Consider the following 25,553-nt stretch of genomic DNA (forward strand, 5'->3'; position numbering starts at 1 on the left):
GCGCTCGATTCAGAGCATCAAGCGACAGGGAAAGGCGGTCACGACCGTGAAGGTACTCATCCTCGGCGGAGCTGGATTCCAGGGATCGCGAGCAGCGCGACTGCTCGCGAGCCGACCGGAGGTCAACGCGGTCGTGCTCGGCGACCTCTCCCGGGAGGCCGCGGAGACCGCGGCCGCTCGCCTGGGTGAGAAGGCGATCGGGATCCGCGTCGATGCGCTCGACTCCGACGCTCTCGCCGCCTCGTTCGCGGAGCACGCTCCCGACGTCGTGCTCAACTGTGCGGGACCGTTCCGCTACACCGGTCCGGCAGCACTGCGGGCAGCGATCCGCAGCCGGGTGAACTACGTGGATCTGCTGGACGACGAGCAGGTCGTCGACGACTTCCTCGCGATGTCGGACGACGCCGCAGCCGCCGGGATCACGGCCGTCACGGGATTCGGGTTCACCCCCGGCATGAGCAACATCCTGGGTCGCCACCTCGCCGACCAGCTCGACGTGGTCGAGGAGCTGCACTGGACCTATCTCGTGAACGCGACCCGAACAGTCGCCCCTCACCTGATGGGCCATCGCGTCCAGCTGTTCGGCCCGGACGCCAAGATGATCCGCGACGGGGACATCGTGAGCGTCCCGGGTGGCTCCCAGGAGATCGAGATCGACTGGGGCCGGTACGGGCGCACCAGTGCCACGACGTGCACTCATCCCGAGCCGATGCTGGCCCACCGGTACTTCCCCGGCATCCGACGCGCCGTCATCCGCGCCTGCTACACCGAGGAGTCCTTCCCGCGGCTGCTGGCGACGCTGGGCAATGCCGGGCTCGGCAGCGAGGCACCGCTCGTCGTCGGCGGTCGCGCGATCGCGCCGGAGATCTTCATCGGGGAGTTCCTCACCTCGGACGCGTTCACCACGAGCGATGTCTGGCGGCGCGTGCTCGCTGCGGAGGACGACCTCGGTCCTGTCGACGGACTGCGCGTCGTGGCGTCCGGGATCAGAGGCGGCGCGCACTGCATTCTCAGCGCGACCTATCTGAGCAGCGACCGGTGGACAGCGACGCACGGCACTGCCGCCATCGGGGCCTTCCTCGTCGGCAGCGGGATCCTCCGCCTCCCCGGAGTCAACTCCCCCGAGGCCTTCCCCGCGGACCGGATCATGCAGGAGCTCCGCGACTGCGGTCTCGAGATCACGGAGCGCGAAGAGGCCGACGCGCCCGAGATCCACGCCTGACGCTCCGACAGCACGTCCCAGAGCTCCACCCGCAGATCGGTCGTCGATACCCGCCGGCCACGAGAAGAAGGATCACACTGTGAAGAGATCGACGATTCCCGCTCTGGCGGCCTGCATAGCTGCGGCCGCCGTGCTCAGCAGCTGCACCGCCGCGTCCGCAGGAGACGAGGTGACGTTCGTGTCGTACGGGAGCGCGTTCCAGGATTCGCAGATCGAGGTCTGGCAGGAGCCCTACTCCGAGGAGGCGGGCGTCTCCTTCCTCAACGACACCGTCGACGAAGCCAAGCTGCGGGCGATGGTCGAGTCGGAGCAGGTCTCGTGGGATGTCGTCGAGATGGCGGGACAGTCCGCTGGGCAGTACTGCGGTGTGTACATCCAGCCTCTGGACTTCGACCTCATCGACACCAGCCGCTTCCCTGAGGGGACGGTCACGGACTGCGGCGTGCCCGCCTTCTTCACCGCGCTGCTCTTCATGGTCGATGACACCGCCTACCCCGAGGAACCCGACTCGATCGAAGCGTTCTTCGACACGGACCAGTACCCCGGCAAGCGCATGGTTCCTCCCGAGATCAATCAGGGGCTCATCGAGCTCGCTCTCCTCGCGGACGGCGTCCCCACCGCCGAGCTCTACCCTCTCGACCTCGACCGGGCGTTCGCGAAGCTCGACACCATCAAGGGCGACCTGGTCTTCGCCACCTCGTACGGCGAGATGCAGCAGGCCATGACCGACCAGCAGGTCGCCATGACCCTGGCTCCCACCGTCCGCGCGTCGCTCTCGCTCGCGGACGGCGCTCCTTTCTCGATCGTGTGGGACCAGGCGATCGTGACCTGGGACGTGCTGACCGTCCCCGTCGGCGCTCCGAACGCCGCAGAGGCGCAGAAGTTCATCGCGTGGACCACCCAGGACGAGCAGACGGCGGCCCTGGCGGAGAAGATGTCGGTCCAGCCGGCGAACCCGGACGTGGTCGTCGATTACACCGCGATGCAGCAGGCGGCGAACGCGTTCGCGCCCGAGAGGGCCGATGCCCTCGTGTGGAGCGATGCGCAGTGGTGGGCGGAGAACCTGAACGATCTGACAACCCGCTACACGAACTGGCAGGTCGGCTGATCGCCGCCGGAGTCGTCAACGGAGAGGACGAACGATGAGACGGACGCTTCCGCAGCTGCTTCCCGCCGGAGTCGTGCTCCTGCTCGCGTTCTTCGTCCCACTGGTCGTCATCGTGTGGCGGAGCGTCAGCGATCCGCAGATCGGGCTGCAGAACTACGTCGCGATCGCGACCGACGGTGTCTCGCTCCCTGTCCTCGGGCGGACCTTCCTCGTCGCACTCCTCGTGACCGGCCTGACACTCGTCCTCGCCTTCCCGTACGCCTACGCCATGACCCTCGTCGGAGCCCGCACGCGCCGCATCCTGACCATCCTCGTGCTGCTCCCGTTCTGGACGAGCCTGCTCGCCCGCAACTACGCCTGGTACGTGCTGGAGCAGCGGGGAGGACTCATCGAATCCGTCCTGCGGGCGCTCGGCATCCCCGGGGTGGTCCTGCTCGGCACCCTGTCCGGAGTGGTGGTGGCGATGGTGCAGGTCCTCCTGCCCTACATGGTGCTGCCGCTCTACAGCACGATGAGCGGGATCGACCGGCGGCTCATGAGGGCCGGTCGCAGTCTCGGTGCCACCCGAGTGCAGGCCTTCACAGGCATCTATCTGCCGCTGACAGCTCCGGGAATCGTGTCGGGGTTCACGCTCGTCTTCATCATGTGCCTGGGGTTCTACATCACTCCGGCTCTCCTCGGCTCGCCTCAGCAGGCGCTCGTCTCGCAGGTGATCGCCTCCCGCGTCCAGAACACTCTCGACTTCGCAGGCGGCGGCGCCCTGGGCGCGGTCCTCCTCGTCCTCACACTGGTCGTGGTGCTCGTGTCCGGTCGTCTCGGCCGCCCCGCCGATGCGCTGAAAGGAGCGGTCCGTGTCTGATCGAGCTTCCGAGGAGCGCGTCGGTGTCGGACTCCGAACCGCGGTCGCGATCGTCGCCGTCCTCCTCGTCCTGCCGACGCTCGTGATCGTCCCGATGAGCTTCAGCGCCGGCACCACGTTCGCCTTCCCACCCGCGGACTGGTCACTCCGCTGGTACCAGAACTTCTTCACCTCGCCGCGCTGGATGAGCGCCCTGGGCAACTCCGTTCTGATCGGAGTGATCTCAGCGGTGGCGGCCACGATCCTCGGCATTCCTGCCGCGCTCGGGATCGCACGGCTGTCCAGGCGCAGAGCGGGGGCGGCGAGAAGCCTCATCCTGGCGCCGGTCATCGTGCCCGGAGTGGTCATCGCCATCGCGACCTACGTCGTCTTCCTCCAGGTCGGGCTGGTCGGTGATGTCCGGGGCTTCGTGCTCGCTCACACGGTGCTGGCGATCCCGTTCGTCGTCATCTCGGTCTCGGCGAGCCTCGCCGGCTTCGACGACCGGCTGCCGGTGGCCGCCTCGAGCCTCGGCGCCTCCCCGGGCCGTGTGTTCTTCTCGGTCACGATGCCGCTCATCGCTCCGGGGGTCCTCTCCGGCCTGGTCTTCGCGTTCGTCACCTCCTTCGACGAGGTGGTGGTCTCGCTCTTCCTGCAGTCGCCGCGGATCTCGACCCTGCCGGTCCAGATGTACAACAGCATCACCTTCCAGATCGACCCGACCATCTCGGCCGCCTCGTCGGTCATCGTCGTCTTCACGACGGCGGTCATCCTTCTCGTCCAGCTCGTCCCGTCCCGTCGGAGGAACACATGAGTACGCTCCACCCGCCAGGCGCCCGACACGGCATCTCGGTCCGCAACGCCACGAAGCGCTACCCCCACGCGACCGGTCCGGCGCTCGACGACGTCTCCGTCGACATCGCGCCGGGAGAGTTCATGACCTTCCTGGGCCCGAGCGGGTCGGGCAAGACCACGACCCTGTCGGCGATCGCCGGCTTCACCCCGTTGCAGAGCGGGAGCATCCTGATCGACGATGTCGACGTCAGCGGTCTGAAGCCGCACCGGCGGGACCTCGGGGTCGTCTTCCAGCACTACGCGCTCTTCCCGCACATGACTGTGGCGGAGAACATCGCCTATCCGCTGAAGCAACGCCGGAGATCGAAGGCCGAGACGGCGGATGCCGTCGGGCGAGTGCTCGACACGGTCCACCTCCGTTCGTACGCCGACCGGTACCCGGCACAGCTCTCGGGTGGTCAGCAGCAGCGGGTCGCGTTGGCCCGAGCGGTCGTCTACGAACCGCGGGCGCTCCTGATGGACGAACCACTGGGCGCGCTCGACAAGAGTCTGCGAGCCGTTCTGCAGCGGGAGATCTCGCGGATGCACGAGGAGCTCGGCATGACTTTCGTGTTCGTCACCCACGACCAGGACGAGGCACTCGCTCTCAGCGACCGCATCGCGGTGTTCAACGAGGGGAGGATCCAGCAAGTGGGAACCGCGGCGGACCTCTACCAGCGGCCGGAGAACCTCTTCGTCGCGGAGTTCATCGGGGAATCGACGGTGTTCACCGGCACGGTGGAATCGGGCAGCGGCATGGTCGAGACGGCGGAGGGGCCGATCGGGCTCGCCTCTCGCGGTCTCGCGCCGTCTCGACCTCTCCATGTGATCGTGCGCCCGGAGAACATGCGACTCCGTCGCGAGAACACGTCGTCCGACTCGCGCAACGTGCTTCAGGCCACGCTGATGAGAGTGGCGTTCGGCGGAGGGACCTCCCGAGCGACGGTGCGCTACGCGAGCGGCTCTGAAGGCGACGTCCTCGTCCCGACCGCCGAGTCGACCGCGTTCTCGGTGGGCTCGGCGGTCTTCGTCGAGTGGCTCCTCCCCGATCAGATCGAGATCCCGGAGGAGTCCGGATCAGGGTCCTGACCCGCAGCACGCACGGCACCGGCCAGCCCCCGTCGCGCCATCCCCGGCTCGACCGTGGACGAGTGCCCGGGCATCGAGCACCGCTGCCCGGTGGCGGCACTCGACGGTGTTCCCGTCGGCGCCCGCGAAGAGGCCGCGTCGTCGTACGGCGGTCGCGCTCGCAGGGACGGCATCGCGTTCTCCCTCCGCCGAGCAGGCTCTGCTCATCGACCGCTCACTGTCGGGCGATGTCATTCCGATCGGCTGACGCACGAACGGCCCGCGACTCCTCTTCTGAAGGGGAGTCGCGGGCCGTCCGTCTCGTACCGGAGTGTCAGACCGTCTGCGCGAACGGGTCGAACTCGACCGGCACCGCCGGAACCGGGGCCGACAGGGTGCTGTCGACCGTGACGAATCCGCCGTTCTCGGCCGACTCCTGAGCCGAGAGCATGACGTCCAGCACGTGGAAGCCGAGCTCGCCGGTGGCCACGTGCGGGCGGTCCTCGGCGATGGCGCGGACCATGTCGAGCAGCCCGAGACCGCGGCCGACGACCGTGCCCTTCTGCTCGATCTCGGTCCACTCCTGCTCGCCCCACGCGCCGTCGGCGATGGAGGTCGGGGCCTTCACGAACGCCGTGCGGCCCTCGAACTGGTTCGGGTCCGGGATCACGAGGGACCCCTCCGTGCCGTGGATCTCGAAGACGCCGTGGCGCTCGAGAGCGGAGTCGAAGCTCAGGAGGCTCGACGCCTGCTGGCCCGCGGCGAACGAGGTCAGCACCTGCAGCGAGGTGGGGACCTCGACGGGGAACGTGGTGCCGGCGTCGGGTCCGGAGCGGATGACCCGCTCCTCGAGCTTCTTGCGCCCGAGGGCGGCCACGCGCTCGACCGGCCCGAAGAGGCTGACCAGGCCGGTGAAGTAGTACGGGCCCATGTCGAGCAGCGGGCCCGCGCCCTGCGCGAAGAGGAACGCCGGGCTCGGGTGCCAGAGGTCCGGTCCGACGGTCTGGAACGTGGTGGAGGCGAACATCGGCTCGCCGATGACGCCCTCCGCGACCGCGCGCTTCGCGGTCTGGAAGCCCGGGCCGAGGACGGTGTCCGGCGCGGAGCCGACCCGGAGGCCCTTCGCGGCGGCGTCCTGCAGCAGCTGCGCGGCGGCGGCGCGGTCGAGCCCGAGCGGCTTCTCGCTCCAGACGTGCTTGCCGGCGGCGATCGCGGCGGCCGAGACCTCGATGTGCGCGGCGGGGATCGTCAGGTTGACGACGACCTGCACGTCGGGGTGGGCGAGGACGTCCTCGGCCGAGCCCCACGCGGGGATGCCGTGCTTCTCGGCCTGGCTCTTCGCCCGGTCGAGGATCAGGTCGCCGACGACGAGCACCTCGACGTCGGGGAAGGAGGCCAGGTTCTCGAGGTACGTGTCGCTGATGACTCCGACGCCGATGACGCCGATGCCGATGGGGCCGCTCATGCCGCGTACCCGCCCTTCACGAGGAAGTCGTAGCTGGCCTGGATGTCGGCGAAGACGTCGCCGGGGGCGTTGTCGTACTCGATGACGGCGTACTTGATGGCGCCCTCGCCGGCCTTGAGCGCCTCGACGAGAGGCACATCGCCCTCGCCGGGTCGGCGCTGGTCGAGCGTGTCGGAGCCGAACGCGGCGGCGCCGGGAGCGAACGGGTTCTCGGCCGGAGCGATGCCGTCCTTGACGTGCACGGCCACCAGGCGCGAGCCCAGCTCGGAGACGAGCGCGGCGACGTCCTGGCCGCCGGTCAGCGCCCAGAACAGGTCGAGCTCGATCTCCACGCGCTCGTCGGTGCTCGCGATGAAACGCTCGTACGCGGTCTGTCCGTCGAAGGAGGCGATGAACTCCTGCGCGTGGTTGTGGTAGCCGACCTTGAGGCCGAAGGTCGCGGCGATCTCGGCGGCCTTGTTGAGGCGGTCGGCGATGTCGGCGACGCCGTCCTCGGTCAGCCAGCGCTCGACCGGGACGAAGGGGTCGATGACGGTCCGGATGCCGATCTGCGCGGCCGCCTCGAAGACGACCTCGGGCGCGGGCGTCGGGATCGAGCCGTCCGGGGTCCACAGCTCGTCCGAGAGCAGCGGGGCGTGGCCGGTCGGAGCGGCGAGGCCGCTCGCGTCGAGGGCGGCGCGGATCTCGGCGGGGCGGCCCACGAAGTCGAACGCCTCGACGTTCTTCAGGCCGATGGCGGCGAGCTTGTCGAGCGATGCGTTCGGATCGTCGGAGAACTGCTTGGCCAGCGTGTACAGCTGGACGGAGGCCAGAGGAAGGGTCATGGTCGGTACCGCTTTCGTTCGTGGGGTGGAGCAGCCGGTCCGGATCAGGCGGACCGACCCGGTCTATCGGACTTTCCTGAAGGGGAGGATGACGGGGGCGCCGAGGAGCGCCGCCTCCGGGCAGACGGTGGAGCGCGATCCGTCGCCGGTCCGGTCGCTCAGGGACCCGAGCACGCCGTCGACCGGCGTGGCGCGCATCCGCGGGAGGGCGTCGGTCTCGTCGTGCGAACGGAGAGCGGTCTCACGACTGGTCATGCCAGGCTCCCCTCATCCTCGAGTACTGCCGCTGCGCAGAGTGGGCGTGTGAAACCTAGCAGCGGGTGGTTTTCAGTATTCCCGCCCGAGGGCGCATCCGCAAGCAGTATCCGGGAGGAACACGCCGTAGCGGACCGCGCCGTCGAAGAAGTCCCGATCCGGATGAACGCTCGCGCCCTCCGGGCGGTACCCCTCTGCGAGTCGCCGATCTGCGGCGACCGGAGATCTCGAGGAGTACACGATGAGCAGAACCATCACAGTCGGAGTCGCAGCCGTCGCCCTGGCGGGCGTCCTGGCCGTGGCACCCGCGATCGCCGGCGCGAGCAGTGCCGCTCCCGCCGCAGCGTCCAGCGGGTCCGCCAGCGCTTCGGCGAGCGCCGTCGACCGGAAGCTGGTCGACACCGCCCGCGCGGTCGCCGCGAAGCTGCGCGTCGTCGGTCTCGCCGACGGCGGCACGGAGCTCGTGCAGTTCAACCCCACCAAGCCCGGCAAGGTCACCGGCAGGGTCGCCGTCACCGGTCTGACCGGCGGCGACACGGCGCTCATCGGCATCGACCACCGCGTCCAGGACGGCGGCCTCTACGGAGTCGGCGACAACGCCGGAAGCGCCGGGGTCTACTTCCTCGACGCGAAGACCGGAGTGGCCACCCCGGTGACCCGGCTCACGGTCCCGCTGAGCGGCACCTCCTTCGGCGTCGACTTCAACCCCGCCGCGAACGCCCTCCGCGTGATCAGCGACACCGGCCAGAACCTCCGCCAGCCCTTCGCCACGCCCGGAGCCCCCACGGTCGCCGACGGCGCCCTCAGCTACGCCGCACCGGCGGTCGCCACCGGCGTCACCGGAGCCGCGTACACGAACAACGACCTCGACACGGACACGGCGACCACCCTCTTCGTCCTCGACACGGCTCTCGACCAGATCGCGATCCAGTCGCCCGCGAACGCGGGGTCGCTGGCACCGACCGGGAAGCTCGGCCTCGACGCCGCTGGGGTGACCGGCTTCGACGTCTACTCCGTCCTCCGAGGCGGCGCCTCCGTCGGCTCGATCGGCCTCGCCGCCGTGAACGGGTCGCTCTACGAGGTCGGCCTGCTGGACGGCACGGCCACGTCGCTCGGCACCCTCGGCGCGGACGTCACCGACATCGCGATCCCGCTCGTCCAGCGCTGACCGGACTCCTCGTCGATACCCGCCGTCCGACGCTCCTCCGGGAGGGTCGGACGGCGCGGGTCGACGGCACGAGGGCGCACGACCGCGGCTGCACTCAGACGTCCGGCGGGATGGCAAGGGTCACCGCCCGCTGCCGGGCGCCGCGTACATCCTGTCGATAATGAGGGAGTGGGGGTGGTCGCGATGAGCGCAGCGGACGGGTCGGGTGCCGACTTCCTCGACCTCTCCCCCGCGGCTCCCGGAGTGCCCGCCGACGTCACCGCGCTCTTCGCGTGCTCGACGTCCGCCCGCGACGGAGGCGGGAGCGTCGCCATCACCGCCGAAGCCCTCTACCTGGGCGAGGAGAGCGGGATCCTGCGCATCGACGCGAGCGACATCCGCACCTGGTCCTCCGCCCCCCGCGGGAGGATGTTCGCACTGACCGTCGAGAGCGACACGGCGCACCGCACTCAGCTGTTCTCGCACTTCCGCACGGCGACCGTCCTCGCCATGACGAGGACCATCGGACCCGAAGGCATCCTGCTCCGCGCGGCGTGAGCGCCCGGCGGCGGCGCGGCGGATCCTCTCAGGCCGAGACGCCGCTCCCGTGGGATCCTTGCGGGTGATGAACGAGGACGCCGACCGCTTCGCGCGCTCCGAGATCGCCGGCAGCGACGTCGACGAAGCCCTCTCCCTCCTGCAGGGCGAGTACAACGGCGGCGGATTCGCCGCCGCACCGACCGGTGACGACTTCTCCTACCGCTACACCTCGGTCGGAGACGACGAGCTCACCCTCCGCGGCAACCTCTTCCGCGGATCGCTGCGCGGCACGATCCGGACCGAGGGCGAGTACATCGTCTCGTGGATCACCGCCGGCTCCGGAGCGCTCGACCTCACCGGCGACGCCGTTCGGCTGAACCACGGGCAGCCGGCGATGTTCGTCACGGACCGGCCGTCGGAGTTCGACTTCGCGGACCACCGGCAGAACCTCATGCACTTCGACGCCGCGTTCCTCGAGAGGATCGCCGCCGAGCACGAGGGCTCCACCGGGCCCCTGCTGTTCGACACCCGTTCCCGCCCCACCGGCGAGGCGCTGCAGCGCTGGGCCGGCACCGTCGCGACCGTCGCCCGCGTCGTCCAGGACCCGGACAGCCCCGGCCTCCTGCGCAGCGAGGCCAACCGCTCCGCCGCGATCGCCCTGCTCGACACCTTCCCCCACATCGGCCTCGCCCTCTCCACTCCGCTCGCCCTGCCCTCGAGCGACCGGCTCCGCGCGGCGATCGAGTACCTGCACGCCCACGCCCACCTGCCCGTGCACACCGAGGACGTCGCCGCCGCCGCCGGCCTCAGCGTCCGCGTCCTCCAGAGCGCGTTCCGCCGCGAGCTCGACGTCACTCCGCTCGACTACCTCCGCCGCATCCGCCTCGATCGCGTGCACACCGAGCTGCGCACCAGCGACGCCGGAACGGTCACCGTCGCCGAGGTGGCGCACCGGTGGGGCTTCGCGCACCTCGGGCGCTTCTCGGCCTCCTACGAGCGCCGTTTCGGCGAGTACCCGAAGAGCACGCTCGGCTCCGACTGAGCCGACCTGCAGACTCCCCGATCGCCCGCTTCCGGACATGACCGCTAGCGGCTGTTGCCACCGCGACCGCGCACCTGCCAGGGTTCGCAGAGCGACCGACGACGGTCCCCCGACTCGAAGGACCGGCTCATGAACGACTCCTCCTCGACCGAGACCAGCGCGAACGAGATGACGCCCGAGATCCTCGCGGCGTTCAGCGACGCCTGGGCCCGCCACGACCTCGAGGCTCTGATGAGCCACATCACCGACGACTGCGTCTACAGCGCCTCCGTCGGACCCGAGCCCGGCCGCACCTGGACCGGCCGGGAGCAGGTGCGGGAGGGCTTCGCGCTCATGCTCGCCTTCGACACCGGGCAGGAGCGCCACGAGGACACGCAGCCCCTCATCGCGGGCACCCGCGGTGCGGGCACGTGGTCCTTCACCGGGACCGGGCCCGACGGCGAGGTCCAGGTGACGCGCGGCTGCGACATCTACGAGTTCCGCGGCGGGAGGATCGCGCGCAAGGACGCGTTCCGGAAGGTCTACAAGGCCGACGAGTAGCCCCTCGACGACCGCGGAGGCATCCGACTACTCCAGCGCGGGCAGCACGACCGAGCGGATCGCCTCCGCGAAGCGGTCGTAGCCCGCGTCGTCGAAGTGCAGGCCGTCCCCGACGAAGAGCGACGGGTCGATCGCGCCGTCGGGGGTGAGCAGCGCCTCGGCCGTCGGCACGAACACGACGCGGTCGTCGGTGTCGGCGTACGCGCGGATCAGGTCGTTCGCAGTCCCGACCTCCTCGCGGACGGCCTCGCGCGCCGGCGTCTCGGCGATCTCGACGTAGAAGACCTCGGCGTCCGGCGCGACCTCCTCCAGCCGGCCGAGGTACTCGATGACCGCGTCGGCGGTCTCGGCACCGGAGAGCCCGTCGGCGTCGCCGCTGATGTCGTTCGCGCCGACGTAGACGAGGACCGCGCGCGGATCGAACGGCGCGATCATGCTGTCGAGGTGGGCCAGGTGATCGGCCACGGTGGTGCCGCCGATGCCGAGGTTGTAGGTCTCGAGGGGGCGGAGGTCCTCCTTCGACGTCGTCCACCGGCCGAACGACGAGCTTCCCGTGAGCAGGATGCTGTGCTGCGGATAGCCGTCGGGGAAGCGCTCCGCGATCGCGGCGACGCGCTCCTCCATGTCGACCGTCGAGCGCGACGAGGTGGCCCCGTCCCTCGGCCCGGTGACGGCGACGACCACTCCCACGACCCCCGCGATCAGCAGGACGCCGAGCAGGCCGAGGAGGACGGGACGTCGGCGACGTCCGCCGCCGGTCGGAGGCGTCGCGCGAGTCATACGACGATCATCGGGCACGGGAGTCGGCGGGTGACGCCTCCGCCCCCGTCGGGGGGCGCGTGCTCGGCACTCCCCTGTACCGGACCGACTGTCACATGCCCGTAACGCACCGAGCCGCTGAACCACTTTCAGGGGCCCCACAGCCGTGCAACACTTGCTCGGCACCGACGCCACTGTCATCGATGATCACGACGGACGAGGGACCATGGCACGCACGCGCATCACCTGGGTGGATACGGCGAAGGGGATCGCCATCATCCTGGTCGCCCTCGCGCACTCGGTGCAGTGGACGATCTCGGCCGGCATCGCCCCGCGGGCCTGGGACGACATCAACCTGCTGCTGATCGTCTTCCGCATGCCGCTGTTCTTCCTCGCCTCCGGGCTCTTCGCCGGCTCGGTGCTCAAGCGCTCGTGGCGCGAGCTCTGGCGCTCGCGCCTCAGCCTCCTCGTCTGGGCGTTCCTGCTCTGGACGCTCGTGCGCTTCCTCTTCTTCACCGTGGTCCCGAACCCCGGAGGAACCGACGAGACGAACCCGCTCGACCTGCTGCTGTCGCCGCTCATGCCGCACAACGGGCTCTGGTTCCTCTACGCCCTCACCATCTTCTTCGTGCTCGCGAAGCTGGCCGACGGACGCGTCGACTGGCGCGTGCAGGTGGGCGTCGCGACCGCGATCGCCGTGGCCTGGTACGCGATCCGCTCCACGACGTCGGAGGGGACCGGCAATATCGCCTGGGACGGCATGTCCCGCTACCTGACGTTCTTCCTGATCGGTCTGCACCTGCGCACGGCGATCCTCGCGTTCGTCGAGCGCCGCGGACTGCTCAGCGGGATCGGCTTCGGCCTGCTCTTCCTGGTGGCCGCCGCCGGCATCCTGGTCGCTCGCGGACCGTTCCCGCTGCTCACCGTGGGCCTCGTGCTCGTCAGCGTGCTCGCGGTCCTCGCCGGCCTCGTCCTCGCGCGCTTCCTGTCGGGAGTGCGCGCCGCCGACTGGATCACGTACATCGGCCGCAACACCCTGCCGGTCTACGTGGTGCACGTGCTGTTCGTCTCGCTGACCACCAGCCTCCTGCTGCTCTTCGAGGGGCAGCGCTGGCTGGACGCCATCGGGCCGGCCGTGCCCCTGATCGTCTGCGGCGTCGCCGTCGCGGCGGCGCTCGGCTACTGGCGCCTCACCCGCGACCTCCCGGTGCTGAAGTACGGCTTCCAGGCGCCGCGCTGGTTCTCGGGCAGCCGCGAGAGCGTGGAGTCGCGCTCGGTCTGAGCGGCGGGAGTCAGTCCGCGTCGAGGACGTCGAGGACCGCTCCGGTCAGGCTCTCCTCGATGTGCGCTCGCGCCAGGGCCGCGGCACCCTCGACGTCGCCGGCGACGACCAGGTCGAGCAGCTCGCCGTGCTGGCGGTGGTCGACGGTGCGCGGCTCGTCCCCCGACGGGAGCTCGAGCCCCCTCCGCCGGTACCGGTCGGACTTCGCCCACAGGTCGTCGAGGAGCCGCACCAGCGCGGCGTTGTGCGAGGCGCGGTACACGGCGCGGTGGAACGCGGAGTGGGCGAGGATCGCCTCCTCCCCCTCCTCGCGCGTGACGGGGCGGAGGGCGGCGGCGGCCTCGCGCATCCGCTCGACGTCCTCGCCCGTGCGGCGTTCGGCGGCGAGCGCCGTCGCGGCCGGCTCCAGGGCGAGGCGCACCTCGAACAGCTCGCGCCCCTCCTCCGCGCTGAGCCCGGCCACCCGGACGTCGCGGTGGGCGTCGAGCTCGACGAGGCCCTCGCTGGCGAGGCGTCGGAGCGCCTCGCGCACGGGGGTGATGCTCATGCTCAGGTCCTCGGCGAGCTCGTACTGCGGCACGCGGGATCCGGCGGCGAGATCGCCCATCAGGATGCGACGGCGCACCTCGCTGTAGGCGACATCGCCCTTGCTGGAGAAGACGGTGACGGTCACGGTTCTCGCTTCCTGTCTTGCGGTCCGGGGGCTCTCAGCATACGGTGGTGCTCACATCTTATAAGATGCATTCACCAACCGGAGGAGAACTCGTGAAGATCGTCGCCGCCCACGTCGGAACCATCCCCATCAGCTCGTCGATGCGCAACGCGTACATCGACTTCTCGAAGATGGACAGCTCGATCATCGCCCTGGTGAGCGACGTCGTCGTCGACGGGAAGCCGCTCGTCGGCTACGGATTCAGCTCGAACGGCCGCTACAACGCCACGCCGATCATCAAGGAGCGCATGCTCCCGCGCCTCCTCGCCGCGTCGGACGACGAGCTCCACGACGAGGGCGGCGAGTTCTCGCCCGCGAAGGCGTGGACCGCGATGATGGGCAACGAGAAGCCCGGGGGCCACGGCGAGCGCTCGGTCGCGGTCGGCGTGGTCGACATGGCGCTGCACGACCTCGTCGCGAAGGCCGCGGGCGTCCCCCTCTACCGGTGGATCTCGGACCACTACGGCGACGGCTCCCCCGACGACGACGTGTTCGTCTACGCCGCCGGCGGCTACTACGCCCCGGGCAAGACCACCCGCGACCTGCAGGACGAGATGCGCCGCTTCCTCGACTCCGGCTACGAGGTCGTGAAGATGAAGATCGGCGGCACCGATCTCGCCGACGACCTCGAGCGGATCGAGGCGGTCATCGACGTCCTCAGCGGGGACGGCTCCCGCCTCGCCGTCGACGTGAACGGCAAGTTCGACCTCGCCACCGCGCTCGAGTACGGCCGGGCGATCGAGCCGTACGACCTGTTCTGGTACGAGGAGGTCGGCGACCCGCTGGACTACGCGCTGAACGCCACGCTCTCGGAGCACTACTCCAAGCCCATCGCCACCGGCGAGAACCTGTTCTCGATGCAGGACGCCCGCAACCTGCTGCGGCACGGAGGGATGCGCCCCGACCGCGACTACATCCAGGTCGACCCCGCCCTGTCGTACGGACTGGTGGAGTACCTCCGCGTGCAGGAGGAGCTCGCCCGGCACGGCTGGTCCTCGCGCCGCTGCGTGCCGCACGGCGGGCACCAGTTCTCCCTCCACATCGCCGCCGCGCTGCACCTGGGCGGCAACGAGTCCTACCCGGGCGAGTTCCAGCCGACGGGAGGCTTCACCGACGACGCCGTGATCGAGGGCAGCCGGGTCGCCCCGGGCGAGCTGCCGGGGATCGGACTCGAGGGCAAGAGCGCGTTCTTCCGGATCCTGAAGGACCTCGTGGAGTGAGCCGGACCCCGTCGAGACCGGCGGACGCGGCGCCGCCGCGCTACGACGCGGAGGCGGTCCCGGCCCTGCCGTACTGGTACGGCACGCCGAGGTGCTCCCGGAGGGTGTCCCCCTCGTAGTCGCGGTGGAAGAGCCCCCGCTCCTGCAGCAGCGGCACCACTCCGTCGACGAACGCGTCGATGCCGTCCTCGTAGACGTCCGGGTTGAGCCAGAACCCGTCGCAGGCGCCCGCCTCGAACCACTCCTGCATGTGGTCGGCGGTGAGCTGCGGAGGGCCGACGGGGGCCGGGTGGTAGTCGATCACGCCGTGGTACAGGATGTCGCGGATGCTCCATCCCTCCCGAGCCAGTCGCAGGGCGGTCGCGGACCGCGGGTCCGACGCCGCGGCTCGAGCGCCTGCGAGCGACGACGCACTGAGGGGCCGGTCGAGGTCGGCCGTGGACAGCGGGACGCCGAGCATCATCCCCAGGTAGCCGATCTGCTGGGGGATCTGCGGCTCGACGAAGCGGCCGCGCCGGTCGAGCGCCTCGCGCGTCGTGGGCGCGATGGTCGGGCTGATCCCCGCGAAGTACTTGATGTCGTCGGGGTCGCGGCCCGCCTGCTCCGCGGCCCGCCTGATGGTCGAGCGCTGACGGATCGAATCGGCGATGGAGTGGGTGTTCCCGATCACGCCGTTCGCGAAGCGGCCCGCCAGCGCGAGGCTGTGGGGGCTCTGGCCGGCGTGGAAGACGACGGGCTGCCCCTGCGAGGAGGGAGGGATCTCGAGAGGGCCGCGCGAGGCCACGTACCGGCCGCCGAGGTCGATGGGCCGGATCTTCGCCAGGTCGGCGAACACTCCCGACTCCTGGTCGGCGACCCAGGCGTCCTCCTCCCAGCTGCCCCAGAGGGCCTGGACGATCTCGACGACCTCGTGAGCGCGACCGTAGCGCTCGTCACGGCCGGCGATCGACGTGCCGAAGTTGGCCGCGGAGGCCTCGTCGGACGTGGTGATCGCGTTCCATCCGATGCGACCGCCGCTGATCACGTCGAGGGTCTTCAGCTGACGAGCCAGGTTGTACGGCTCGTGGAACGTCGTCGATGCGGTCGACACGAACCCGATCCTCCGGGTCTCGCGAGCCATCACGGCCATGAGGATGAAGGGATCCATCGTGAGCATGGGCGAGTCCTGGTCGGACCGCTGGCTCTGCGCGAGGAAGTCGGGCAGGAAGAGGAACTGGAACTTCCCGCGTTCCGCCGCCTGCGCGTACCGCACGTACGCGTCGGCGTTCGTGTAGTTGCGCGGGTCGACCTGGGGCGCACGCCAGGCCAGCGTCGGCGCCCCGTACCCGTTGCCCAGCTGCATGCCGATCAGCATCTTCTTCTGTTCCGTCACGAGTGCGACTCCTTCTCTGCGTGCAGTTCTCTCGGCATCGACGATCCGGTCGCGCTCACGACCGGTCCGTCCGGTGCGCGGCGGGGAACGCGTGGCGTCGTCCCGCCGCGACGATGACGAGGACGAGCAGGAGCAGCGTCACCGTCGCGACGGGCAGGGCGCCGGCCCCGAAGCCGGTCAGGACGAGTCCGCCGAGGATCCCGCCCAGCGCGATCCCCAGGTTCAGGCCGGTGACGAGGACCGACTGAGCGGCGTCGACGGCGGTGCCGGACGCGTTCGTCAGAGCGGTCTGCTGCAGAGTCCCCGATCCGCCGAAGGCCGCCCCCCAGGCGATGACGCTGATCACGACCAGGACGGGCGCGCTCATCGCCACTGCGAGCACCGACACTGCGAGCGCGAACACCGCGGTGCTGACCAGCATGAGCAGGCGCAGATGCCGGTCGATCAGCAGTCCGATCGCCCAGAGACCGACGAGAGCCGACACGCCGAACACCAGGAGCACCGCGCTGACCGAGCCGCCCATCCCCGCGAGAGCGAGGAACGGCGCGATGTACGTGTACAGCAGGGCGTGGCCGGAGAAGAAGAGCAGGGCGACCACGATGATCGGCAGGACACCGGGCAGACGGAGCGCCTGGAGCGCCGTCGTGCGCTCGTGCCGCTCCTGTCCCGGCAGAGGGGGGACCGCGGCCAGGACCCAGACCACCACGGCGGCAGTGACCACGGCCATGATCACGAACGTGAGGCGCCAGCCGACCGCGGTGGCGAGTACGGTCGCCGCCGGAGTGCCGAACGCGAGGGCGATCGGGGTCCCGGACAGGCCGATCGTCAGGGCGCGCCCTCGCTGCGACGGATCGACGATGCGACCCACGTACCCCGCCAGGATCCCCCAGAGGACTCCGGCGAAGAGGCCCGCGACGAACCTCGCGGCCAGGGTCACGGCGAAGAACGGCGAGACCGCGACGATCAGGCTGGTCAGGACGTACCCGCCCAGGGCGATCACGAGCAGGCGGCGACGGGGCCATCCCATCGTCGCGCTGATGATCGGGATGGCACCCAGCAGTGCACCGAGAGCGTAGAAGGTGACGGTCTGTCCGGCGGTCGCCTCCTCCACGCCCAGGTCGCTGCTCAGCGCGGGGAGAACGCCCGCGGGAAGCGTCTCGAGCATCACGGTCAGGAACCCACTGGTCGCGAGGGCGAGGAGGGCACCCAGCGGAAGCCGCGCCGACGTGGACGGGGGTGCAGTGGAGGGGGCGTTCGTCGTCATCCCCGCAGTCTGCAACCTTGTCACTAGTGTCAAGGTCAAATCGTCGCGGACCTCGGAGGCGCCTCCGGAGGACCGGGTGGGCGACGACGAGCAGCCGGACGGCTCAGACCGGACGAGCGCCGAGCACGTCGTCGATGGCGGAGATGTACCGATCGATCGCCGCGCGGTTCTCGGACAGGACGCGGATGTTCTCGGCCATGCGCTCCCGCTGTCGCACCAGCGTCTCGCGGAGTCTCGGGTCCGGATCGGCGGGAACCCTGGAGCCGGGGCTGTCGAAACAGGGCAGGATCTCGCCGATCACCCGGGTGGGGATCCCGGCGTCGAGCAGCCCGCGGATCTTCACGACCCGGTCGATGAGGTAGTCGTCGTAGTCGCGGTACCCGTTGTGCAGGCGCACGGGCTGGATGAGACCCTGCGCCTCGTAGTAGCGCAGCATGCGCGCGGGCACACCGGTCCGAGTCGCGAGCTCCCCGATCTTCATCTGCCGCCCCTTCCCACCGTGACACCGATGTCAAGGTCGAGGCTAGCAAGCGCCGATCAGTGCGCGGCGCGCCTCAGGAGGAGGGAGCCCGTTGCGCTCCTTGCACTTGACCGGATGCTCCCTCCGTTTTATGCTGGGCGCAATACGGAGTCAGCATCCGTATTCGAGAGGATCCCGACTATGACACCCAGACGCCGATGACGGCCGCCGGAACCCGCAAGCCCCGTGCAGACGTGCAGCGCAATCGCACGGCACTGCTCGACACCGCCCACCGCCACTTCCGTGAGCACGGCATCGACACCTCCCTCGAGGCCATCGCCCGAGAGACGGGAGTCGGCCCCGCGACGCTGTACCGCCACTTCCCCCACCGCGACGAGCTGCTGGCGGCTGTTCTGCAGCAGAACTCCGCCGAGCTGGCCCAGCGTCGCTCCGAGATCGACAGGATCGACGATCCGACGCAGGCCCTCGCGCACTGGCTGCAGGCACTGGAGGAGTACTTCAGTGCGTTCCGGGGGCTCCCGGGCCCGCTCATGTCGGCGGTGCAGCGCCCCGATCCCGACAACCCCCTCACGATCCCGTGCGATGCCCTGGTGCTCGCGACCGAGAACTTCGTCCACGCCGCACAGGACGCGGGTCGGGTCCGCTCCGCCGTCCGAGGCTCCGACCTGTTCCTCGCCGCGTGCTCCCTCGCCCTCATCAGGAGCAACGGCGCCGACGAGGAGTCCCTCGTCCGCCTCCGGTCCCTGATCGCCTCCGGCTACCGGGAGGAGACCCCGTGACCGCACGGAACTCCTCTGCCCCCGCTCCCACCCTCTCTTCCGACAAGGACCCGTCAATGACCCGCCCGACCCGCATCCTGCCCGCCGAGAACCGCCGCGTCGTCGCCCAGGGAGGCCTCGGATACCTCGAGGGCGCCCGCTGGCACGACGGAGCGCTGTGGTTCTCGGACATGACCCGCGGAGTGATCTGCCGGCTCACTCCGGAGGGCGTCGTCGAGGTGCCGGGACGGCCGTCGGGACTGGGCTTCGCCCCCGACGGATCGCCGATGGTCGTCTCCATCCTCGACGGTCGGCTGCTGCGCGTCGGGCCGGACGGACTCGAGGAGCTCGCCGACCTCTCCGAGGTCGCGTTCCACCCCAACGACATGGCGGTGGACCGCGAGGGGCGCGCATACGTCGGACCGCAGGGCTACGTGTTCGGGAGCGAGCCGATCGGAGTGGGCCTGATCATCCGCCACCCCGACGGTCGCATCGAGACCGGCGGTGAGGACCTGATCTTCCCCAACGGGATCGCGATCTCCGGCGACGGCCGCACGCTCGTCGTGGCGGAGTCCTTCAGCGCGCCCCGGGCACGACTCACGGCCTTCGACATCGAGGACGGAGGCGGCTTGACGAACCAGCGCGTGTTCGCCGAGTTCGGCTCACCCGACATCGAGTCCGTGGACGGCATCGGCATCGACAGCGAGGGCGCCGTCTGGGCGGGGTTCCCCTGGATCGGCGAGTTCCGCCGCGTCCTGGAGGGCGGCGAGGTCACCGACGTCATCCGGATCGAGCCCGACACCACCGCCTACCCGGACGGCGGGACGTTCGCCGTCGACGCGGTCCTCGGCGGACCCGATCTACGGACCCTCTACCTCCTCATCTCCGACACCAACCCCGAACGACTCGTCGCGGGCTTCCAGGCCGAGGGCCGCATCGAGGCCATCGAGGTCGACGTCGCCGGCATCCCCGGCTGACCGGGCGGCACGACCCGCCGAGCGGATCCGGGCACACTCTCGGACCCGCACCCCGCTCGACCCGACCCGGGTCCCTTCAGCGCGCCCGCACGGGCGCCTCCTCCCCCTCCGCGCACCGCTTCGGCAGCGCCCCCTCCCTCGCCCACGGGCTCGACGGCCAAGGAACTCCATGACACAGACACACGACAGGGTCGCCGACATCCCCGGCGGCCCCGACACCTCCACCTCGACGGAGGCGGCCCGCTCGCACGAACCGTCGCCCGCCGCTCTCGTCGCCGACGGCGACCAGCCGAGCCCTCGCCGCGGGCTCGTCCCGATCCTGGCACTCAGCGGCATCGCGGTCGCCACCATGCAGACCCTGACGGTGCCCCTCGTCGCCGACCTCCCCCGGCTGCTGGACGCCGACGCGTCCGACGCCGCCTGGGTGATCACCGCCACGCTCCTCTCGGGAACCGTCGCGGCCCCCGTCCTCGGGCGACTCGGCGATCTCTACGGCAAGCGCAGGCTCATCCTCATCACGCTCGGCCTGATGGTCCTGGGCTCGCTCCTCTCGGGGATGACCTCGGATCTCGTGCCGATGATCATCGGCCGCGCCGTCCAGGGCTTCGCGCTCGGAGCGATCCCGCTCGGCATCGGCATCATCTGGGAGCAGGTGCACCCCGACCGCAGGAACACGGCGGTGGCGATCATGAGCAGCTCCATCGGCATCGGCGGGGCGCTCGCGATCCCGGCCGCGGCCCTCGTGGCCCAGTACCTCGACTGGCACTGGCTGTTCTTCGGCACGGCCGCCCTGGGAGTGATCGCCATGATCGGACTGGCCGTCGTCGTGACCGAGAGCCCGAACCGCGCCTCCGGCCGCTTCGACCTCGTCGGAGCCCTCGGACTCACTCTGGGCCTCGTCGCCCTCCTCCTCGCGGTCTCCAAGGGCGGCGACTGGGGCTGGGCGAGCCCCCTCACGCTCGGGCTCTTCGGCGCGGCCCTCGTCGTCCTGCTGCTCTGGGGGCTCTACGAGCTCCGCGTCGACGATCCGCTGCTGGACCTCAGGTCCGCCTCGCGTCGACAAGTGCTCCTCACGAACCTCTCGGCGATCACCGTGGGCCTCGCGTTCTTCGCGATCACGCTCGTGCTCCCCCAGCTCCTGCAGCTGCCCACCTCCACCGGATACGGGATGGGCCTCTCCCTGGTCGCCGCCGGACTCTGCGGCGCGTCGATGGGACTGGCGATGATGGTGGTCGCTCCGCTCGCGGCACGGCTGTCGACCGCGCGCGGCCCGAAGACTGCGCTGATCCTCGGTCTTGCGGTTCTCGTCGTCGCGTATCTGGCGGGCACGGTGCTCCTGGGCGCAATCTGGCAGCTCGTCCTGGTCGCCGTCCTGGCCGGCGCGGGGGTCGGCATCGCGTACGCGGCGATGCCCGCCCTCATCCTCGGCGCCGTCGATCCCGCCGAGACGGGCGCCGCCAACGGACTGAACTCGCTCATGCGCTCCATCGGCACGGCCACGTCCAGCGCGGTGATCGGCGTCGTCCTCGCGAGCACGGCCCGGCGCAGCGGAGGCATCGAGGTGCCCACGCTGGAGGGCTTCCGCATCGCGTTCCTCATCGCCGCCGGCGCAGCGGTCATCGGCCTCGTCCTCGCGGTGTTCCTCCCGCGCTCGACGCAGCCCCGCTGATCCCACCGGCGGCTGGACGCCGATCCCGGGATCGGCGATCCAGGGACGAGCGCTCTCTGCCTCCGAGGCCGAACGGCGCCTAGCGTCGTCCGGGCTCGCACTGAACCACCGACACGACACCTGGAGCTCACATGAACCTCACCGGCAACACCATCCTGATCACCGGCGGCACCTCGGGGATCGGCCTCGGCCTCGCCCTCCGACTGCACGACAGCGGCAACACGGTGATCGTCGCCGGACGCCGCACCGCGCTCCTGGACGCGATCACGGCCGAGCACCCCGGGATCCACGGGATCGAGCTGGACGTCTCCGACACCGACTCCCTCGCTCGAGCGAAGGCGACCATCGAGGCGGACCACCCCGAGCTGAACGTTCTCATCAACAACGCCGGGATCATGCGCCAGGAGAGCGTCCTCGATCCGGCCGACGTCCGCGTCGCCGAGGACCACATCGCCGTCAACCTCCTCGGCACCATCCGCGCAACCTACGCGTTCCTGCCGACGCTGCTCGGCAAGGAGGGAGCGGCCGTCCTGAACGTCACCTCGGCGCTCGCGTTCGTGCCGTTCCCGACGACGCCGACCTACAGCGCGACCAAGGCCGCCCTGCACTCGTTCACGGAGGCGCTGCGCGTGCAGCTCGCGGAGTCGGGCGTCCAGGTGGTCGAGATCGTGCCGCCGGGGGTGCAGACCGATCTCTTCGGCCCGAACGAGCACGCCCTGCCGCTGGACGACTTCCTCACGGAGCTGCTCGGGCTGCTGGAGGCCGACCCCTCCGCGTCGGAGCTGGTCGTGCAGAACGCGCGCCCCCTGCGCGACGCAGTGGCCGACGGTACCTACTCCGCCGTTCTCGCCTCGCTGAGCGGCGCCTGAGCACGGGCCCGGGCTCGCGCCTCGGCACAGCACCCGGACGGGCAGGGGCGCCTCCGGTCCAGCCGGGATCGCGGTCGTCGAGGACGGGCCCTCGTCAGACCGCGCTGGGAGCGCGCTGCTCGCGCCGTCCCGCGGCCGCACGGATCGCCACGGTCACGACGATCACCACTCCCGCCGCGACCAGCGCAGCGATGCCCGCCGGAATCGAGATCAGCTCGCCGCCGAAGCGCCCGACGGCGACCCAGGCGAGGCCCCAGCACAGCGAGAGCATCGGGGCGATGCGCCCGCGCCCGGTGACGGCGAGCAGCAGCCCGACCAGTCCGGCGACCGCCAGCACGACGACCGCCCAGACGTCCGCGCCCGGGCCGTCCGCACTTCCGACGCCGGAGCCCACGAGCGCCGCCGTGACGTTGGCGACGGTCGCGACGCAGACCCAGCCGAGGTAGAGGCCGAAGGTGCCGTCGGCGACGACCGCGTCGACCTTCCCGGAGGTGCGCGTCGTGCGCAGCAGGACGAAGATCCGCGCGAGGACCGCGAGCAGGAGGACGATCACGACGACGCTGAGCACGAGCAGTCCGGCCTGCACGACCAGGATCCACGCGGCGTTCAGCAGGAGGCTCGCTGCGGCCCAGTAGCCGAGTCGGCGGTGGCGGGTCCGCGCGGCCTGCGACGGGAGGAACTGCCAGATCGCGTAGGCGATGAGGCCGGTGTAGATGACGCTCCAGATCGCGAAGGCGGGGCCGTCGGGAGCGACCGGGGTCGAGGAGGCGCTGAGCGCGCCACCGGCGGCGTCGGCGATCTGCGTGCCTCCCGCGGCTCCGGAGCCGATGAAGGAGCCGACGAGGGCCAGGACGGCGCTGACGGCGACGACCGTCTGCCGGATCCGGTCGGCGCGGGTGGGGGTCTCTGCGGCGGACATGTCGCTCCTCGATCGATCAGCTGGCTGACTATTTACAGTAGCGCGCTTCTCACTGCGAGGGACCGGGGCTCGCGATCCTCAGTCCGCCAGTACCCACGGGAACGCCTTCGCGGGCGACCGCGCGCCCTGCCGCGCCTTCGACCGGTTCGGCTCGCCGAGCTCCTCCAGCAGGCTCTCCGACTCCCGCACCAGCGCCGCGAACGCCGCCGTGTCGAGCCACTCCGGTCGCATCGCGAACAGGAGGTCCTCGGAGGCGGTGTTGCCGCTCGCGCCCGGCGCGAAGGGGCAGCCGCCGAGCCCGCCGAGTGCTCCGTCGACGACCGAGGCGCCCGCCCCCACGGCGGCCAGCGCGTTGGCGACGCCCGAGCCCCAGGTGTCGTGGCCGTGGAACACGATCTCGCGCCGCGGCGTCTCGGCGGCGACCCGCGCGACGAGCGATGCGACCTGCCCCGGATGCGCCTGCCCGAGGGTGTCGCAGATCACCACGTCCTCGGCGCCCTCGGCCCGCGGGTCGTTCGCGATCGCGAGGACGCGCTCCTGGGGCACCGCCCCCTCGAACGGGCAGGTGAAGGACGTGGCGATGCAGAGCTGGATGCGCCCGCCGACGCCCTGGGCGAGCGCGAGCGCCTCCGGCATCGCCTCCAGGCTCGCCTCGGTGGGGCGACCGATGTTCGCGCGGTTGTGCGAGTCGGAGGCCGAGAAGCAGTACTGGAAGTTGCGCGCCCCGGCGGCCGCGGCCTTCTCGATGTGCCGCGGAGTGGCGACCCACACCCAGCTCCGCTCGAGCTCCTCGGGGGTCAGCGCCGCGATCACCTCGAGCGTGTTCGCCATGGGAGGCACCACGTCGCCGCGGGCCATCGAGCCGATCTCGAGCTCGGGCACCCCCGCGGCGAGGAGCGCGCGGGCGAGGCCGACCTTGCGCTCGGTCGACAGCATCCGGCCCGTGAGCTGCAGTCCGTCGCGCAGGGTCACATCGCGCAGTCGCGCGCTCATCGGGCGTCCGCCTCGGCGGCGCGGGTCGTGGGTGTCGCGCCCTGGAGCATCGCCAGGACCTCCTCGGTGTCGTGCCCCAGCTCGGGGGCGAGTGTGCGGATCGGGACGGACCGGCCGCCGAGCACGGGGACGACGCCGGGGAAGCCGACGTCCTCGATCGTGCCGGCGCCCGTGTCGACGTCGAACTTCTGGATCATGTCGCGCGCGGCGTACTGCTCGCTCGCGCTGATGTCGGCCGCGGTGTAGATCGGGCCGGAGGGGACGCCGCTCTCGTCGAGGACCGCGAGCGCCTCTGCAGAGGTCCGGGTCGCCGTCCACGCGCCGATCGCGGCGTCGAGCTCGTCGCGGCGCCGCCAGCGCAGGTCGTTCGAGACCAGCCCCTCGTCGGCGGCGAGGTCCTCGCGCCCGATGATCTCCATCAGGCGCTGGAAGATCGCGTCGCCGTTGCCGGCGATCACGATGCTCGACCCGTCGGAGCACGTGTACGCATTGGTGGGCGCGATGCCCTCCATCCGCCCGCCGACGCGCTCGCGGACGACGCCGTGGGCCTGGTAGTCGGGGATGAGCGACTCCATCATCGAGAACATCGCCTCGTTCAAGGCCACGTCGATCACCCGCTCCTCGAGCGGTGCGGGGCCCAGGCCCGCCGCCCGCCGCGTCTCGCGCTGGAAGAGCGCCATCATCACTCCGTACCCCGCGTAGAGACCGGCGATGGAATCTCCGATCGAGACGCCGACGCGCACGGGCGGCCGGTCGGGGTCGCCGACGAGCTCGCGGAACCCGCCCATCGCCTCCGCGACCGCGGCGAACCCGGGCCGCTCCGACAGCGGTCCGGTCTGCCCGAAGGCCGAGATCCGGCCGATCACGAGCTCGGGGTTCGCCTCGTTCAGCACGTCGGGCCCGATCCCCCAGCGCTCGAGCGTGCCGGGCCGGAAGTTCTCGAGCACCACGTCGCACTCGGCGGCCAGCCGGCGGACGGCGTCGCGGCCCTCCTCCGTGCGCAGATCGAGGGTGATCGACTTCTTGTTGCGATTGATGGTGTGGAACAGCATCGACGTGGTCGAGCTCGCGTGCAGGCGCCACTTGCGCAGCTCGTCGCCGGTGCCGGGCCGCTCGACCTTGATCACCTCGGCGCCGAAGTCGGCCAGCAGCCGGCCCGCGGTCGGCGCGGCGATGAAGTTGCCCAGCTCGAGCACGCGGAGCCCGTCGAGCGGAGCGATGCGGGGTGCGGTGGTCATGGACTGCCTTCCGGTCGGATCCGACGACGGCGTCGGGGCGCGGGCGGTGGCCAGCGCACCCCTGCGTCGTGCTCCCGTCGAGTCTGCCCCGTGGAGCGCCTCCGCACCGCACGGGAACCCCCCTGCCCGGTGTCGGGACCCGGACGTACACTGACGA

26 protein-coding genes are annotated in these 25,553 nt (G+C 70.7%); 15 read left to right on the forward strand and 11 right to left on the reverse strand.

From position 1 onward, the window contains the following. Positions 1-46 precede the first annotated feature (46 nt). From ASF46_RS14535 to ASF46_RS14555, 5 genes are all read left to right on the forward strand, one after another. A complete protein-coding gene (locus ASF46_RS14535) occupies positions 47-1,222 on the forward strand; it encodes a saccharopine dehydrogenase NADP-binding domain-containing protein (RefSeq protein WP_162240187.1) in 1,176 nt (391 codons plus the stop codon). Positions 1,223-1,301: 79 nt separating this feature from the next. Further along, the gene (locus tag ASF46_RS14540; protein WP_157602552.1) at positions 1,302-2,330 is read left to right on the forward strand and encodes an extracellular solute-binding protein; all 1,029 of its coding nucleotides are present in this window, start codon (positions 1,302-1,304) and stop codon (positions 2,328-2,330) included. A gap of 34 nt (positions 2,331-2,364) precedes the next feature. Continuing rightward, positions 2,365-3,189 carry an ABC transporter permease gene (locus tag ASF46_RS14545; RefSeq protein ID WP_056868220.1) on the forward strand — a complete coding sequence of 275 codons (825 nt, stop codon included), beginning with the start codon at positions 2,365-2,367 and terminating at the stop codon, positions 3,187-3,189. After that, the gene (locus ASF46_RS14550) at positions 3,182-3,982 is read left to right on the forward strand and encodes an ABC transporter permease (protein WP_056868221.1); all 801 of its coding nucleotides are present in this window, start codon (positions 3,182-3,184) and stop codon (positions 3,980-3,982) included. Before ASF46_RS14545 ends, ASF46_RS14550 begins: the two co-directional genes overlap by 8 nt. Next, complete coding sequence (locus ASF46_RS14555) at positions 3,979-5,091, forward strand: ABC transporter ATP-binding protein (RefSeq protein ID WP_056868222.1); 1,113 nt, start codon at positions 3,979-3,981, stop codon at positions 5,089-5,091. The genes ASF46_RS14550 and ASF46_RS14555 overlap by 4 nt, the downstream gene beginning before the upstream one ends. A 313-nt stretch (positions 5,092-5,404) precedes the next feature. Here ASF46_RS14555 and ASF46_RS14560 read toward each other — a convergent pair whose 3' ends face one another. The 3 genes from ASF46_RS14560 to ASF46_RS14570 all read right to left on the reverse strand — a co-directional run bounded on the left by ASF46_RS14560 (position 5,405) and on the right by ASF46_RS14570 (position 7,614). Then, positions 5,405-6,535, reverse strand: a complete 1,131-nt coding sequence (locus ASF46_RS14560) for a Gfo/Idh/MocA family protein (RefSeq protein WP_056868223.1) — start codon at positions 6,533-6,535, stop codon at positions 5,405-5,407. Continuing rightward, the gene (locus ASF46_RS14565; RefSeq protein ID WP_056868224.1) at positions 6,532-7,359 is read right to left on the reverse strand and encodes a sugar phosphate isomerase/epimerase family protein; all 828 of its coding nucleotides are present in this window, start codon (positions 7,357-7,359) and stop codon (positions 6,532-6,534) included. The genes ASF46_RS14560 and ASF46_RS14565 overlap by 4 nt, the downstream gene beginning before the upstream one ends. Positions 7,360-7,422: 63 nt before the next feature. Further along, a complete protein-coding gene (locus ASF46_RS14570) occupies positions 7,423-7,614 on the reverse strand; it encodes a hypothetical protein (protein ID WP_056868225.1) in 192 nt (63 codons plus the stop codon). Positions 7,615-7,855: 241 nt separating this feature from the next. Between ASF46_RS14570 and ASF46_RS14575 the strand changes: the two genes are divergently transcribed. From ASF46_RS14575 to ASF46_RS14590, 4 genes are all read left to right on the forward strand, one after another. Then, on the forward strand, positions 7,856-8,782 hold the full coding sequence (locus ASF46_RS14575; RefSeq protein WP_082485521.1) for a DUF4394 domain-containing protein: 927 nt from the start codon (positions 7,856-7,858) through the stop codon (positions 8,780-8,782). Between the two features lie 183 nt (positions 8,783-8,965). Continuing rightward, positions 8,966-9,319, forward strand: a complete 354-nt coding sequence (locus ASF46_RS14580) for a hypothetical protein (protein ID WP_157602555.1) — start codon at positions 8,966-8,968, stop codon at positions 9,317-9,319. 67 nt (positions 9,320-9,386) lie between these two features. Continuing rightward, entirely contained in the window at positions 9,387-10,343 is a 957-nt protein-coding gene (locus tag ASF46_RS14585; protein WP_056868227.1) for a helix-turn-helix transcriptional regulator, read from the forward strand. Between the two features lie 129 nt (positions 10,344-10,472). Continuing rightward, complete coding sequence (locus ASF46_RS14590) at positions 10,473-10,883, forward strand: nuclear transport factor 2 family protein (RefSeq protein WP_056868228.1); 411 nt, start codon at positions 10,473-10,475, stop codon at positions 10,881-10,883. 27 nt (positions 10,884-10,910) lie between these two features. Here ASF46_RS14590 and ASF46_RS14595 read toward each other — a convergent pair whose 3' ends face one another. Next, positions 10,911-11,663, reverse strand: coding sequence for a GDSL-type esterase/lipase family protein (locus ASF46_RS14595; RefSeq protein ID WP_056868229.1), 753 nt, complete (start codon positions 11,661-11,663; stop codon positions 10,911-10,913). Positions 11,664-11,868: 205 nt separating this feature from the next. On the opposite strand from ASF46_RS14595, the gene ASF46_RS14600 reads away from it, so the two are divergent. Further along, a complete protein-coding gene (locus tag ASF46_RS14600) occupies positions 11,869-12,924 on the forward strand; it encodes an acyltransferase family protein (RefSeq protein ID WP_056868230.1) in 1,056 nt (351 codons plus the stop codon). A 10-nt stretch (positions 12,925-12,934) separates the two neighbouring features. Here the strand turns inward: ASF46_RS14600 and ASF46_RS14605 are convergent, their stop codons facing one another. Further along, positions 12,935-13,597, reverse strand: coding sequence for a GntR family transcriptional regulator (locus tag ASF46_RS14605; RefSeq protein ID WP_056868231.1), 663 nt, complete (start codon positions 13,595-13,597; stop codon positions 12,935-12,937). A 92-nt stretch (positions 13,598-13,689) separates the two neighbouring features. Between ASF46_RS14605 and ASF46_RS14610 the strand changes: the two genes are divergently transcribed. Next, positions 13,690-14,856 (forward strand): mandelate racemase/muconate lactonizing enzyme family protein, encoded by a 1,167-nt coding sequence (locus ASF46_RS14610; RefSeq protein ID WP_056868232.1) that lies wholly within the window; start codon positions 13,690-13,692, stop codon positions 14,854-14,856. Positions 14,857-14,896: 40 nt separating this feature from the next. Here ASF46_RS14610 and ASF46_RS14615 read toward each other — a convergent pair whose 3' ends face one another. The 3 genes from ASF46_RS14615 to ASF46_RS14625 form a co-directional block, all read right to left on the reverse strand. Further along, complete coding sequence (locus tag ASF46_RS14615; RefSeq protein WP_235576957.1) at positions 14,897-16,228, reverse strand: NtaA/DmoA family FMN-dependent monooxygenase; 1,332 nt, start codon at positions 16,226-16,228, stop codon at positions 14,897-14,899. A 55-nt stretch (positions 16,229-16,283) separates the two neighbouring features. Next, positions 16,284-17,492 carry an MFS transporter gene (locus tag ASF46_RS14620; protein WP_056868233.1) on the reverse strand — a complete coding sequence of 403 codons (1,209 nt, stop codon included), beginning with the start codon at positions 17,490-17,492 and terminating at the stop codon, positions 16,284-16,286. Positions 17,493-17,595: 103 nt separating this feature from the next. After that, a complete protein-coding gene (locus tag ASF46_RS14625; protein ID WP_056868234.1) occupies positions 17,596-17,973 on the reverse strand; it encodes a MerR family transcriptional regulator in 378 nt (125 codons plus the stop codon). Between the two features lie 197 nt (positions 17,974-18,170). Between ASF46_RS14625 and ASF46_RS14630 the strand changes: the two genes are divergently transcribed. From ASF46_RS14630 to ASF46_RS14645, 4 genes are all read left to right on the forward strand, one after another. Beyond that, positions 18,171-18,752 carry a TetR/AcrR family transcriptional regulator gene (locus ASF46_RS14630; RefSeq protein WP_056868235.1) on the forward strand — a complete coding sequence of 194 codons (582 nt, stop codon included), beginning with the start codon at positions 18,171-18,173 and terminating at the stop codon, positions 18,750-18,752. Between the two features lie 56 nt (positions 18,753-18,808). After that, entirely contained in the window at positions 18,809-19,708 is a 900-nt protein-coding gene (locus ASF46_RS14635; RefSeq protein WP_056868236.1) for an SMP-30/gluconolactonase/LRE family protein, read from the forward strand. A 169-nt stretch (positions 19,709-19,877) separates the two neighbouring features. Further along, positions 19,878-21,377: an MFS transporter gene (locus ASF46_RS14640; protein WP_056868237.1), complete on the forward strand. Its 1,500-nt coding sequence runs from the start codon at positions 19,878-19,880 to the stop codon at positions 21,375-21,377. 131 nt (positions 21,378-21,508) lie between these two features. After that, positions 21,509-22,246 (forward strand): SDR family oxidoreductase, encoded by a 738-nt coding sequence (locus ASF46_RS14645; protein ID WP_056868238.1) that lies wholly within the window; start codon positions 21,509-21,511, stop codon positions 22,244-22,246. Between the two features lie 94 nt (positions 22,247-22,340). On the opposite strand, the gene ASF46_RS14650 is transcribed toward ASF46_RS14645, so the two are convergent. The 3 genes from ASF46_RS14650 to ASF46_RS14660 form a co-directional block, all read right to left on the reverse strand. Then, positions 22,341-23,165, reverse strand: a complete 825-nt coding sequence (locus tag ASF46_RS14650; protein ID WP_056868239.1) for a tryptophan-rich sensory protein — start codon at positions 23,163-23,165, stop codon at positions 22,341-22,343. A 78-nt stretch (positions 23,166-23,243) separates the two neighbouring features. Beyond that, positions 23,244-24,158 carry a hydroxymethylglutaryl-CoA lyase gene (locus ASF46_RS14655; protein WP_056868240.1) on the reverse strand — a complete coding sequence of 305 codons (915 nt, stop codon included), beginning with the start codon at positions 24,156-24,158 and terminating at the stop codon, positions 23,244-23,246. Beyond that, positions 24,155-25,396, reverse strand: coding sequence for a CaiB/BaiF CoA transferase family protein (locus ASF46_RS14660; RefSeq protein ID WP_056868241.1), 1,242 nt, complete (start codon positions 25,394-25,396; stop codon positions 24,155-24,157). The genes ASF46_RS14655 and ASF46_RS14660 overlap by 4 nt, the downstream gene beginning before the upstream one ends. Between the last annotated feature and the right edge of the window lie 157 nt (positions 25,397-25,553).

The organism is Rathayibacter sp. Leaf296 (genome assembly GCF_001423045.1).
In the GTDB taxonomy this organism is placed as follows: Bacteria; Actinomycetota; Actinomycetes; order Actinomycetales; family Microbacteriaceae; genus Rathayibacter; species Rathayibacter caricis.